Origin of the sequence: Nocardia arizonensis, assembly GCF_001310275.1 — a bacterium.
GTDB lineage: Bacteria > Actinomycetota > Actinomycetes > Mycobacteriales > Mycobacteriaceae > Nocardia > Nocardia arizonensis.
In genome coordinates this window covers 42,901-55,360 of the sequence record NZ_LGYZ01000051.1, presented here as the reverse complement: position 1 = coordinate 55,360, position 12,460 = coordinate 42,901, and the positions used below count along the sequence as shown (strand labels likewise).

Sequence of the window (12,460 nt, the reverse complement as noted above, 5' to 3'; positions counted from 1 at the left end):
ACCGTCCACAACCTGGACATCACCCTCCTCCATGTACTGCAACATGATCAGCTGCAACACACAGAGTTAATAGGGAACCGATGGCAGTAGAACCCGGCCCGCCACAACCCGTGCGCAGCCGGGCGCCCACGCAGAATCCGGTTGTTGTGCCGCCGCCGCGCCCACACAACAGCCAGGCACAACAGACCCGGGGACGCGGTGAACCCGACCATCAACACCCCGGCCAATGCCGTGTCTATCTGGTCTACTCCTGGTTCCATGCTGTAGAGGATGCCCAGGGTCAGGACGAGGGCCATGAAGAACGCGGGAATCAGCAACAGACAGCCCCAACGGGTCAGTCGCCGCGTCGGTTTCCAGGCGGGTTCCCGGGCGAAGCTGCTGGCCAGAGCGGTGGTGTGGCTGCGATCGACGGTCATGGTGCCGAACACGGGCACGAGCCCGCCGCTCGAGATACCGAACCCGGAATACGATCCGCTGCCGTATGAGACCGTGGTCCCGTCCGAGCACAACGCGGGCACACTCTGGACCCAGTCGAACTGCCCGCAGCTCGGGCAGGTGATGTCGATATCCATCCGCGGATCTCCCGATCGGGCAACCACGTCGACTTGACGGCGGCGCGGGGATGCCTGCGATGAAACCTCTGGCAAATCGTATTGAACACCGCCAGCGCGGATGTGTCGATGATCCGAATCTGCGTAACGCATGGTCTGTTTCCTTTCACGCAGGAGGCCCGGCGCGTTCCGCTCGCCTGGGGCGCAAGTGGGCAAATCGCTGGTAAACAGAGGTGAGTGTCAGGCGCGAATCTCGCGCAGATAACGACCGCGAGAACCCAAATGAGGTAGAGTCTCCAGTGCGTGAAATGTGTGTCAGATCACACCGATGGGAACGTTTTCATGCGCCGGTGGGCTGTCCGGAAGGAGTCGAGATGATCCCAGAACCGGGTGTCTACGAGGTGCCGCCGAGGGCTGGTGACGCGGTCACCACCTGCGGTCACCGCGCGGTGGTGACCTGCGCGTTGACGCGGTCACCACAAAACGGCTAGTTTGGGTCATGAAAGGGCACGAAGAGTCATGAAACAGCGAGTGAGCTGCTGAGACTGACTCTTTGACCAGGGAAAACAGAGGGAACAGGGCAAAGGTTCCAGTCCTCTGCGTCCCTCGGATACCCTGCGGCCCTTCAGGATACATCATCGCGCAGTTCGCGTTCCCTCGCAATCGTGGTCAACCTTCGCGGTGGCTGCTGTCAGAATGGAACAAGCTGCTGAGCGGCGATCTGGAAGCGCTGACCGACGCGGTGCGAGAGGACCACGATGACCATCATTGCGACACAGCGTGGTGGTGCGGCGCTGCGCCGTTGAGAGATTCGTTTCGGCTACGACTCGATGAGAAGGTCGCTCGGTCCTGTCATCGCATGCGGCGTTGTAACTCGTCGAAGAATCGAGCTAGCTTGCCCGCTGCATCGGGCTCGGTGAGTTCCTGACCGCCGAATCGATAGACTTCGTAACCCGCGAGCCGCAGTCGGCGGTCCTCGGCCATCAACCGTGCGTAGAGAGTTGGGTCAGCGGCTCCGTGCTTGTCTGAATAGTGCTGTTTTCCGTCGAGTTCGATAACGACTCGTTGTCGGTCGCTGAAGAAGATCATGAAGTCCATTCGTTGTCGAGCGAGTGGCTTGTTCTCCTCGCCTCGGGCGCGGATCGTGTACGGGTCGTAGTGGAGATAGACCTGCGGGATCAGCGCGGGAGTTTCGAAGCCGTGCGTTTTGTAACGGCGACAGTAGGTGTCGAAGATCAGCTGTTCGGCACCGTTGTCGCCCATGCTCGCGCGCAGGCGATTGTGGAGAGATAGACCTACCGTGCGGTTATCGATGTCATCGCCGAACCGTGCCTGCTGGCGCCACCATTGGATCATCTGTGAGAAGGTGAGGCCGCCCGCCGGGATGGGTGCGTCGAACACGAGGCAGTATTCGGCGTTTTTGGTGATCTCGATGTCGTTGTTGACGGCGTCGCGCAGAACCAATTCCGGCTTGGGGCCGTTCGCTGCGAAGATCAAGTTCTTGGCGGGTGATGTGACACCTCCTCGTTTGTCGTACTCGGCGATGAGGTCCGGCAACTCGCTGCGTGCGGGCACATCGCATTCGGCGACGATCCGCCTCGCCAGTCCAACCAGTTGAGGAACGGTCCAATCGGGGGTGTAGGACCAGATCAGGTCCCGCTTTGTGGGGGCATCGCCAGGCGAGTTGGTCTGGGGCCAAGATAGTTTCAGCTCATCTGCAAGGACGACCTCGAGGTCGACCCGGGTGTACGCGCCCATCAACGCGTCATCGATCGCGGCGCGAAGGGTCCGCGTCGACACCACCAGCTTCCTGGAGGTGACCGTTTCCGGTTCTTCGGCGAAAGGAGACGGCCACGCGGTCATGAAACCATTGTCCTGCCTCATCCGGCCTTCAGCTCAACATTCTCATCGGAATGCCGGAAGCAGCGACCAACGGAGATGCCGTATCCGCAGCGTGCTGGGTCCAGAATCTCAGTCGTTGCCGTATTCTGCTTCGTCCGGCCAGTCATCGAGATCTTCCGGGTCTACCTCGACGGTGAACGCGTCATCTGTCAGGTCGGTGGCGGCGATCAATTCTGCTCTCTCGAGCACGAGATGGCATGTCGGGCAACTGAAATAGTCTGGCGCGACATCGACCTCGGCGATGGTCCCGACGAAGTGATCCCGCTCGTCGGCACCGTACTCGTCGACCCTCCGATCGATGACTTCGTCTCCCTCCAGCCAGCCGGTGTTGTCGCATGCTGGGCAGGTCGTGGCGGTTCGGTATGCCATGATCGGCATCCATTGTGAGGCCGTCGTCCACTTGGCCTGCTCGGGTCCGGTCATCCTGCCCTCGCGAAAACGCAAGAGAGACTGCTTGGCAGCGGATATACGTGCCATCACCTGGTTTTGAATGTTCTGCTTGTTCTGGGCGAGGTGCCGTTCGACCTCGTCGGTCCGGTCTGTGCCGACAAGCATCGAAGTATCGGTGCCTTGCGCCGCGAGGAGGATATCTATCTGCGCCCAGAACTGCGGCCACCAAGCATGTGCGGGAATCCTGGTGATGCCGAGCGCGGCGCCATGAAGGTACTCGTTGCGCCCATTGGAGATCTTGGATGCTTCTGATGCACTGAACGGCCGGAACGCGCGTTCGCACCGCTTGAAAATCGTTGATGCGCGTGCGGTTGTGAAGTGGGTCTCGCCTTCGATCAAACCCGCGGCCGTCAGGACGTGTGCTCCGTCCTCTGTCGGCTCGGCCACCAAAGTCGGCGACACCTTGCACAACGCCGCCTTCGCGAGAAGTTCGAGAGCCAACGCAGCCCACAGTTGCTTTTCGTCCTCGGTTCTGTCGTCGGACGGGTCCATTGCCCGATTCATGAACAGCTTCGCCTTCACCCAGAACTCGTCGTACCCATATGGTGTCGTCACTTGAAAGTCCCCGTCTGGTAGGCGACTCGGGTGAGTTCGCGATCCTGGTCCGCGGATGCCTTCGCACGCCCGTGGAGAACGGCGCGGTTGTCCACGAACAACAGCGAGTTCGGAACATCCCATCGGTGTTCGTGGATATCACCGTAGGTTGTCAGCGCCGTCCAGGCGTCCCGCGCCCTCTTGTCACCTGGAATCATGCAGTAGGGATCGAACCGCAGTCCGCGGTCATCGACGGCGGTCGCCAGGAACGTCTGCCGTCCGCTTCCCACGAAGAAGACCCCGTGCCGCACCGCGTTCGAGTGTCTTACGTTGAATCCCGGTTTCCATATTCGTGTCGGTGTGGAACTGGGGGCGGACGTGTGCATGACCACGAGGTCGGGAACCGCGTGAAGGTGGGAACCATCGACATGTAGCAGTTGCTCGTCCAAGCCGGTCACGGCGCTGATCGACCGGGGATTTGCTGCGTTGGTCTCGGTGGGTTTGAGTCGGGATACCGGGGAGTCACCGCGTCTTGTCGCTACCGGCTCCCAACCGTGCTCCCGCGCGAAAATCTTGACATAATGGAGTGGCATCACCGCGGAAGCCCAACCGGATTTCCGGCATTCGCCGACCATCTGAGCGAGGACGTCGTCGGGCGATTCGTTCAACGCTGGAACTCCTTACGATCCGGATGCGGCAAAGCTGGAGCCCGACTACTCCCTGGGATTCCGAGAAGTCTGGGTTGGAGGCGCTTCGGGCGAGCGTGCGTCTCGGCCCGAAGCGACCGTCAATCTGTACCAATCTCAGGTTCGAAATCCAACTCGCTTGACCGGTCGGTCAGTCCCTCGGTGTGCTGGCTCGACCGCCTGCCAAGCCGCAGGCGGAGACATCTGAGCTCACGCAGTCACTGTCCATTTCGCAGCTCGAGGTCGCCTTCAGCCGTCGGAGTCCTATGCGGCCGAGAAGGTTTGTGGTCACTGAAAGCTGCGGCTTCGCTGAGTATTCGGCTGATGGTGGAGCGGCTCTTGTTCAGTTCGTTCGCGATGCGGGTGGGATTCCAGCCGTCGAGGTGATGGTGAGCCAGCGCTTTGGCGACGAGGTCGGGGTCTCGACGTCGAGCCGGATCCCGTGCGCACAGTCGCAGTGCGAGTTGAGCAAACTCTCGATCTGTGGATCTCGATGCGAGCGAGGGGGCGGGCGCGGACTCGAGCATCGCAGGTGGTTCTCGGGTGGGCTCCATGCGGTCTGGTACTGGCTCGGGGATCGGCTGCGCGAGATTGGTGACGTGTGCACGCTCCACGCCGTGAGCGGAGTGGGCGAACGCGAGCAGGGCGACGGTGGATTGCGCCATGGATCCTTCGATGATTACCGGCCACAGCCACGCTTCTGTCCGAGGCACACCGGCGGTGATTGCCAGTGAGCGGAGCGCGGTGAACGACAGCCAGAAAGCGCCTGTGGCAATGAGAGCCGTCATCGCGGTGGCGACCCACCGTGTGGCGCGGGTCGCGGTGTGCGCACGCGCGAGCACCGTCACCCCGTGCACTGCGGCCAGCAGCGCCAACGGCGGAATGACCGCGACCGCGGCGGCAACGACCGGCAGCGCGGTGTCATGTAGAAGGGCCTGGGTGGCGTTGCCGGTGATACTGACCGTGGCAGCTGCGGCGAGCACAATCCAGAAGAAGCTGTGCGCACGCGATTTCGGTGCGTCGGCCTCGGGCTGGGCCGTGTGCACGGTGCCGGTGGATGAGGTGAGAGCGAAGTCGGTCATGAACGGGTTCCTTCGATCGCGGGCTGTGCGTGCGGACGGTCCGTCCGGTCGTGGCGGTAGGCGGGGGCCAGTGGATGGGGTTCGCCGGTGAGTACGGCTACCGCGGCGGCGATCTCGTGCAGGTGGGCTTTGACGTAGGTGGCGGTGACGCCGGCGTTCTTGCCGCGGTGTCCGGCGTACGCGCGGGCGACGGCGTAACTGAAGGTGCGTTCCACCCAGGTCAGGGTCGTGTGACGCAGCCAGTGCATACTGACGCCCTGGGTGGCGACCCACGGCAACTCCTCACCGATACGAGCCCAGATGTGGTCGTATCGGCGCGAGGTGATGGGTCTGCCGTCGCGGTAGCGCAGCAACTGTTCCGAGCGCGGACTCCCGCGCTCGGCCGCGTGTTCGTGTAGGCCCCGCATGAGTGTTGGTGAGACCGGTTGCCACCGATCGCTGCCGTCCTTCTCCCGTAGATAGATCAGGCATTGGTCGGGGTCGAGGTCGTGCGGGCGTAGGGCAAGGGAACCGCTGCGGCGGCAGGCGGTCTCGATGAACAGGCGCAGCACCAGCGCGTCGAGGTCGGGGTCGTCGCCGGTGGTCGCGGCGACGGTCCAGATCTCGGTCAGCTGATCTGATGCGATCGCGTACCGATTCGATGGGCGTCGTGTCGGTCGAGCGATGCCGCGGGCGGGGTTGTCGACCGGTCGGATCCAGCCGGAGTCCTCGGCGAACCGGTACACGCACCGCAGGGCGCTGACGAAATTCTCGGCGGCGCCGGTGCCGCCGCGTGAGGCCCGGTTGGTGCGGGCTTCGGTTTGGATGCGGCGGGCCATGTCCTCGAACTCGGCCTTCGCCGGTTCGTCCAGGCGCCTCTCGGCGCAGTGGGTGAGCAGGTGGGTGAAGTGGGTCTCGTAGGTACGCAGGGTGCCGGGCGAGAGCCGGGCTCGCAGCTTCGGGATGACCTCGGCGAAGGTCGGCACCGTGGCGCCGGGATCAACGAGATCGGCTGGGGCGATACCCATCTGGGTCAACAGCAATCGTGCGGCGGCGAGGGTTTCGGCCGGAACGAGGGAGGGAGTGGAGGTCGTCATCGGTTCGCCTCGCTCACCAGCGCGAGGCTCGCCGCGCACAGTTCATCGATCGCCGCGGGTGGGTGGATCAGCAGCTGATGAGCGGTGCGGTGCGCGATCAACAGGGCGCGGTCGCCGATGTCGAGCCGAATTCGGCGGCGCAGACGGTAGGGGACGCGAAAATAACCGCCCTCGGCGAACGTGACGTTCGCGTGGGGTACGGGGCGCGCCAGCAAAGCACCGGCATCGAGACATGTCAACTCGAGCCGGATCCCCGGCTGCCATCCGAGCGCGGTGAACACTGTCCGGTCCACGATCCGACCGCCGGACCCGACGGTGCACAGCCCGTATTGGATATGCCCGTTTCGGGGACGGACCACGCGGTTCGTGACCTGCGGTCCTGAAACACGTTCCTGCAACCCCGACTGCGGCGGGATGACCGGCGCGATCACCGCCGATCGCTTCCGTCAGCAAACATCCGGGAGACGGCACAAATGACGGAAAATGGCGTCCGCGCCACCGAAAGGCGCAGGTCAGAAGGTGAAATCACAGCTCAGGCTCCTGGGATAAAGGGCCCTCGCGCACACTGCACGGATATCCGTCACGAATGACGGGGATCTGTGCGCGAGAGGGGACTACCGCACATGGAAACATGCTGTGCAGGGGGCGAAATCTGGCGGTTTTGCCAAGTGTCGTGCTGGCTTCGGGCGCGACTGTATCGATATGCGTGAACCGGGACAGCCGAGGTTTGGGGTCGCTGGTGATGGAGTAGCATCGCTGCTGGAGGATCAGCAGACTGGCCGGCACTTCTGGAGGTCAGCTGATGGTTGTATGTCGACCGCCGTGTTCGTCACGATCGGATCGGTCATCAAACTCGGCCCAGCGGGCACAATGTTCACGCGAGCGCGTGCGTTGTGTCCGTGAACTCACCTGCGATCGCGACCGCGTGAACGCCGCGGCGGTGTGCTGCTCTCCGTCCGAGTGGCAGGTGGTCGCTGCCTGCGAGACCGAGTGCGGCGCTCAGGTGGTTGAACCGCGTCGGCGGATCAGCGTCGTCGAAGACGGAGCCGCTGCGATCGTGGGTTTGATCGCTGATCCGGATGGAGTGGTGGTCATTCGCGGATCTGGCCAGCCGCACCGACGACGACGTCGCCGATCTGCCAGACATGGTGTGGGTACCGCTGCGGTCGCAATGGCTGTCGCACCCCCACATCCGCGTTCGCGCGTGCATACAAAGCGCGGTTCTGCAGCGATGGCAGTAGATCCCAGTGCCCCACAACGTGTGTGCGTGCCCTTCCGCTCCAGCGCAGGGCCTCGCCATGGCTGAGTTAGCAACGCCGAAAGAAGCGGCGGAGTACCTGCGGACCACCGTCGGCAAGCTCGCCAACGACAGGCACCTCGGCGTTGGGCCCCCCTATGTGAAGTTTGGTCGCAAAGTCCTCTATCCGTGGGAGTCCTTGCGAGCGTTTGTCGAGGAGCGCACGATCCGCGGTCTATAACGGTGCAGTTCACCAGATATTGGGCAATCTCACAGCTACCACCGAGGGGCTTCATCTCGTCCTCGGTATTTCCTACGCTCCTTGCCGAACCGCATTGCTGAAATGCCCCGCTGTGCGGTCGAGAACGAGCGAGCTGGAAAGGACTGTGAATATGAATGGACGGCGGTTATCGCTCGGTTGTCTCAACAAACCGTTACGCGGAGGCCCGCGAGACGTCGGCGGTACAGTCGAAAAAGAGGTGGCATCGTATGTCGCAGATTGAGCTGACCCCTGGAGCCGCCGGGAGGTTCAGTGAGCCCAAATGGAACGAAGCTCGGAAGATTTACCAGGTTCATTGCCTCGTTGGCGAGCCCTACGGCGATCCATCGAAAGTCCATTCCTCGGGAAAGACCGGACCGAAGGCCATCGCGAATCTCAAGAAGCGGCTTGCTGCATGGAAGCCGCGTTCCCAATCGGTTGGTACGTATCCGCCAAATGTGACCGTCGAGGAGCTGTGCAGGGCGTGGCTCCGGACCTATGAGAACGACAAGCATAAGCGGCCTCAGAACGCAAAGCATTATCGACGCGAGATCGAACCGGCCACGAAGGGCCGAGGGAAAGCCGACAAGATCACGATCTCTGGGTCGGTCCTGGGAAAGATGAAGGCGGCCGAGACGAGGCCGTTCCACATCCGCATACATTTGGAGTTGCTGAACGGGTTTTCGTACAAGAACGCCCGTCAGAAGTCCATCCTGCGCAACGCGTTTCAGATGCTTGTCGACGACGGCTTCCGTGATGACAACCCTGTCGACTCGGTGAAGGGGCACAAGGGAAGCCGGGGCAAACAGCTGGGTCGCCGCGCTGGGAAGATACGAAACCCGTATTTCCCCGATGAGCCGCAGCCTTTCACCCCTCAAGAGCTCAGCTTGTACTGGGAGGCTGAGCGTGACTACTTTCCTCGCCCCAACCAATCCCGTGTGTTCGAACAGCGGTACATGGATTTCACGAGGCTGATGTACGAGCTCGCTGCTCGCCCGAGCGAGGCTTTGTCCATTCGCTTCCCTGACATCGACTTCGATACGCATGAAGTGACTGTTTGCGGCACTATCATCGATACCGAACTGCGTGTGCGGCAACTCAGGGAACTCATCGAGCAGTATCGGCTGCCTCACGACGAGATCGTCATGCCTCGTGGATGGCCGAACTTCGACGACGACGACGTTGTTTGCGTCGCCTACCGTCAGCCGTTCACGAAGACCGCACGATCCATGCGGACGATCAAGGTCGGCCCTGATTGCATGGCGATGCTGCGCCGGCGACAGATAGCGGCGGTGCCCGGTCACCGGCTGGTGATCCCGAGCCGGACCGGCCAAGTGGTGCGGTCGGAGCAGATGTCTAAGACGTGGGCGGCGATTGTCAAGGGGATGGACCTCGAGTGGTCGACTGTGAAGACGCTCCGCTCCACCCGTGCGACGCGCGTAGCCGAAAAGTACGGGCTTCCGGCCGCACGGCTGATCCTGGGACACGAGGTGGATTCAGCCGTGACCGCTAGGCACTACGTCCCAGAGGCTCGTGACGTTGTCGATCTCGCGGATGCCCGGTGATACGCAGGCGGTTGGTGCTGACCACCCGAAAACGGCCACAAAACGGTCACTGGAGACTGCAATCCATGTTAACCCGCAGGTCAGGCGAGGAAACAGAGTCACGAGGCTACACCGAGCCGATCCTGCACCGCCGTCGGCGCGAGGCCAAGGCCGCGTGCGAGTGAGTGATGTTCGGTGATTGAAAAGTAGCTTCTGACAGCTCTTTTCGACTCGAGGCCCCGCACGTGGAACACCGGTGCGGGGCCTCTGTTATCACCGGAGATCAGCGTGGCTGGCGCGAGGAGTCCGCGCGCCGGCCACGACGAGCGATAACTCGCTGGGGCCAGGCAGGGGCGACGGTGCCGGGTTGTCCCGTCGGGGAACCAGTCTGCTCGGAGGGACGGGCCTCACCGAGCGGAAGGTTTCGACTGGCCCGCTCCACCCGGTGGGCTGCGGTGAGCGCGCGCCGCTTCCGTCTGTGGTGAGTGCTGCCTGTGGCTGGTTGTCAGGGTCGGTGGAGTGCGTCGAAGGTGATGGCGAGTGTGACCGGTGTGTCGAGGACGAGGGCGGTGCGGTGGACTTTGTGGGGCATGTAGCGCAGTCCGGACCAGTCGAGCCGGTATTCCTCGATACGATCGATAGTTTCCCAGCTCTTGTCGAAATGGACGATCAGGTAGACGGGTATCCCGGTGCGCGCGTAGAGGGTGTGTTTTTCGCTGGTGTCGGTATCGACGGTGGTTTTGGAGACGACTTCGACGATGAGGGCGATGTGGTCGCGGACGGTGTTGACGTCATACGGTTCGCAATCGCGGACGAAGATGTCGGGGTAGCGGACGTTGAGTCGGTGGTCGCTTCGGCGATCGTCCGCGTCGGGGAACCGTACGGCGACATCGGATCCGATACGCAGGCACGGCCCGGCGGGATCGCGAGCCTCTTCCAGCGCAGCCCCCAGTCGACGAACGACGCGGCTGTGTGCCTCGCTTTGGGCCATCAGCCGTATCACGGTGCCGTCGACGATCTCAACGTCGCCGAATGTGGCGCTGAAGGCGTCGGGCTCGGTGGCCAGGAACTCTTCGGCGGTGATTCGGGGACGCGCGTCGGGATTCGATACCGTCACGGTCAGCTCCTCATGATGTTTCGTCTTCCCGAGCGTACGGCACCCGACGCGGCAGACGGTGGTTGCATTGCTCCAGGATCGCCCGAAGGCAGACTTGTCAGCACCGAACAGCTCGGCCGATGAGTTTGTGGCTTCCGGGCGGTCGAAGCCCATGACACCCTAGGAAAGGACATCGCCATGTCGGAGCTTCTCGTCGACTTCATCACCTCCCTCGACGGCTACGCATCGGGAGAAGGATGGCCCGGGTTCTGGGGCCTCGAGGGTCCGGAGTACCTTGCATGGCTCGGCGAGCAGCCAGAGGCCACCCACCTGATGGGAGCGAACACCTACCGCCTTATGTCGGGCTTCGCCGCCGGCGAGGTCCCCGATGGCCAAGACGAGTTCAGGCCAGAAGAAGAGGCGTCCGTCGACGGGCTCACAAAAGCGTCCAAGGTGGTGTTCTCCTCCTCACTCGAGCAGCCACTGACGTGGGCCAACTCCACGCTCGTCCGCGACGACGCCATCGAGGCGGTCCGCACCATGAAATCGAGTGGTTCGGGGCTCCTCACCACGATCGGCAGCCTGAGCCTGTGCCGGTCCCTGCTGCGGGCCGGACTCGTCGACCGATTCCGGGTCGTGATGTTCCCGGTCATCACCGGTGCCACGGGCGCAGAACGTATCTACGACGGCTATCCGGATGTTGCCCTCGAGATGATCGAGCAGCGCACCTTCGACGGCAGCATCCAGCTGGTCGAGTACAAGCCTCGCGTTCTCGAGCACCCCCCGCTCGGTGCCCCGGCGTGACGTCGCCTCTCCACCGGCCGGACCACCGCCCTTGCATCCAGCTCGGCATTCCAGGTTATCGGCGGTGGCTGGACCGAGATCACGCTAGCCGGGTCCGTCTTGGGAACGATGAAGGCGGCCGAGACGAGGAAGGCGCTGCACTGCCTCTGAGCGTCGAAGGTCGGTGTGCGTGCCGGTGCGAATGGGTATGAGACGGTAGCCCTCGCCGAGTGCGGCGGGGCTACCGTCGCCAGGTGCACGGGTCCGAGACCGATCCGTTACCCTGGTCGCTGCACTGGAGATAGTTGGAGGTCAGGAAAAGTATGGGAAGTGTTGTCCTCGACATTGTCGCTTTGGTCGCCAACCGTGCCGCCGCGTTCTGGAATTGGCTGGCCACCGGTTCGTCCGGATTCCCCCCGCTCTGAGTTGTACCGATTGCGAGAAACCTCCGCTTCCGGGCGGGGGTTTCTCGTTTTCTGACGCCGGGGCGATCGCCGCGCCGCCCGCGTGCGGGGGCCGTCCGGCGACGCCGTCTTCCGCGCGGCCACGGTGTCGGCTTGCGGTGGCGCGGTCCTGCCGATCGGATCGGACGAATCTCGTTGTGCCCGTGCGCGACCGGAGTTACCTCGCGCGATCCGACGATGCCGCCGCTATCTTTTGTGCATGAGCGTCGGAGGTCGGGCGCGGGTGCGTACCCCGTACTGGTTCGTGTGGTGGATGGTGCTGCTGATCGGCGTCACGACCCTGCTGTGTCTCGGCCTGATCTGGGTGCTCGCCTCCCACGGCACCGATGCCACCAAAGCGGTGCTGCTGGTATGCCTCGGCGTGGTCGGCGTTCTCGCGGCACTGTTCGGACTGCTCGGCCTGTTCCGTTACCGCGCAATACGATTGACCCTCACCGCGCCGCTGCTCATCGTCGTTCTGGCCGCCCTGGTGTGGTATGACATCCCCGAGCGGGCAGGCTGGAAACTGTCGCGCGGCATCCTCGAGGACCAGGCGGTCGACTGTGTGAATCCCGGCCACCGCGCCCGCCTCGGGGTCTACAGTATTCGCTACGTCGACCGCAAGGACGGCGGCTGCCTGTTCTACTTCGAGGGCGACGAGAAGAAATCCTGGGGCTACGGCTATTTTCCCGACACACCCCCGCCCTATCTCGGATCACCCGCCGACCGCGGAATCAGCTACGAGCCCTATCACCTCCCGTGGTACCGCTTCGTCGACAACTCCTGAAGAGGTCTCCCGGAACAGGGTCGCGGATGC

Annotated in this window: 11 protein-coding genes; 3 read left to right on the top strand and 8 right to left on the bottom strand. The window is 63.1% G+C overall.

Annotation, left to right across the window (positions count from 1 at the left end; all coding sequences use genetic code 11):
* Window positions 1-47: 47 nt before the first annotated feature.
* From APZ21_RS09705 to APZ21_RS09675, 7 genes are all read right to left on the bottom strand, one after another.
* Window positions 48-572, bottom strand: coding sequence for a hypothetical protein (locus APZ21_RS09705; RefSeq protein WP_054812924.1), 525 nt, complete (start codon window positions 570-572; stop codon window positions 48-50).
* A gap of 831 nt (window positions 573-1,403) precedes the next feature.
* Window positions 1,404-2,414 (bottom strand): hypothetical protein, encoded by a 1,011-nt coding sequence (locus APZ21_RS09700; protein ID WP_156370933.1) that lies wholly within the window; start codon window positions 2,412-2,414, stop codon window positions 1,404-1,406.
* A 108-nt stretch (window positions 2,415-2,522) separates the two neighbouring features.
* A complete protein-coding gene (locus APZ21_RS09695; RefSeq protein ID WP_156370931.1) occupies window positions 2,523-3,425 on the bottom strand; it encodes a hypothetical protein in 903 nt (300 codons plus the stop codon).
* Between the two features lie 29 nt (window positions 3,426-3,454).
* Window positions 3,455-4,105, bottom strand: coding sequence for a Fe(II)-2OG oxygenase family protein (locus tag APZ21_RS09690; protein ID WP_054812921.1), 651 nt, complete (start codon window positions 4,103-4,105; stop codon window positions 3,455-3,457).
* 236 nt (window positions 4,106-4,341) lie between these two features.
* Window positions 4,342-5,205, bottom strand: a complete 864-nt coding sequence (locus APZ21_RS09685; RefSeq protein ID WP_054812920.1) for a DUF2637 domain-containing protein — start codon at window positions 5,203-5,205, stop codon at window positions 4,342-4,344.
* Window positions 5,202-6,281, bottom strand: coding sequence for a tyrosine-type recombinase/integrase (locus APZ21_RS09680; protein ID WP_082392969.1), 1,080 nt, complete (start codon window positions 6,279-6,281; stop codon window positions 5,202-5,204). The genes APZ21_RS09685 and APZ21_RS09680 overlap by 4 nt, the downstream gene beginning before the upstream one ends.
* Window positions 6,278-6,712, bottom strand: a complete 435-nt coding sequence (locus APZ21_RS09675; RefSeq protein ID WP_054812919.1) for a hypothetical protein — start codon at window positions 6,710-6,712, stop codon at window positions 6,278-6,280. Before APZ21_RS09675 ends, APZ21_RS09680 begins: the two co-directional genes overlap by 4 nt.
* Window positions 6,713-8,007: 1,295 nt before the next feature.
* On the opposite strand from APZ21_RS09675, the gene APZ21_RS09665 reads away from it, so the two are divergent.
* On the top strand, window positions 8,008-9,342 hold the full coding sequence (locus APZ21_RS09665) for a tyrosine-type recombinase/integrase (RefSeq protein ID WP_162240325.1): 1,335 nt from the start codon (window positions 8,008-8,010) through the stop codon (window positions 9,340-9,342).
* Window positions 9,343-9,826: 484 nt separating this feature from the next.
* Here APZ21_RS09665 and APZ21_RS09660 read toward each other — a convergent pair whose 3' ends face one another.
* The gene (locus APZ21_RS09660) at window positions 9,827-10,591 is read right to left on the bottom strand and encodes a Uma2 family endonuclease (protein WP_239476562.1); all 765 of its coding nucleotides are present in this window, start codon (window positions 10,589-10,591) and stop codon (window positions 9,827-9,829) included.
* A 24-nt stretch (window positions 10,592-10,615) separates the two neighbouring features.
* Between APZ21_RS09660 and APZ21_RS09655 the strand changes: the two genes are divergently transcribed.
* Together APZ21_RS09655 and APZ21_RS09650 are read left to right on the top strand one after the other, a co-directional pair.
* Entirely contained in the window at window positions 10,616-11,221 is a 606-nt protein-coding gene (locus tag APZ21_RS09655; protein WP_054812916.1) for a dihydrofolate reductase family protein, read from the top strand.
* Window positions 11,222-11,863: 642 nt separating this feature from the next.
* Window positions 11,864-12,430 carry a hypothetical protein gene (locus tag APZ21_RS09650; RefSeq protein WP_054812915.1) on the top strand — a complete coding sequence of 189 codons (567 nt, stop codon included), beginning with the start codon at window positions 11,864-11,866 and terminating at the stop codon, window positions 12,428-12,430.
* Window positions 12,431-12,460: the final 30 nt, after the last annotated feature.

Bases quoted from the DNA above. Each gene is read 5' to 3' on its own strand.
- APZ21_RS09705 (WP_054812924.1), bottom strand. From the start codon at position 572: ATGGATATCGACATCACCTGCCCGAGCTGCGGGCAGTTCGACTGGGTC.
- APZ21_RS09700 (WP_156370933.1), bottom strand. From the start codon at position 2,414: ATGACCGCGTGGCCGTCTCCTTTCGCCGAAGAACCGGAAACGGTCACC.
- APZ21_RS09685 (WP_054812920.1), bottom strand. From the start codon at position 5,205: ATGACCGACTTCGCTCTCACCTCATCCACCGGCACCGTGCACACGGCC.
- APZ21_RS09680 (WP_082392969.1), bottom strand. From the start codon at position 6,281: ATGACGACCTCCACTCCCTCCCTCGTTCCGGCCGAAACCCTCGCCGCC.
- APZ21_RS09665 (WP_162240325.1), top strand. From the start codon at position 8,008: ATGTCGCAGATTGAGCTGACCCCTGGAGCCGCCGGGAGGTTCAGTGAG.
- APZ21_RS09660 (WP_239476562.1), bottom strand. From the start codon at position 10,591: ATGGGCTTCGACCGCCCGGAAGCCACAAACTCATCGGCCGAGCTGTTC.
- APZ21_RS09655 (WP_054812916.1), top strand. From the start codon at position 10,616: ATGTCGGAGCTTCTCGTCGACTTCATCACCTCCCTCGACGGCTACGCA.
- APZ21_RS09650 (WP_054812915.1), top strand. From the start codon at position 11,864: ATGAGCGTCGGAGGTCGGGCGCGGGTGCGTACCCCGTACTGGTTCGTG.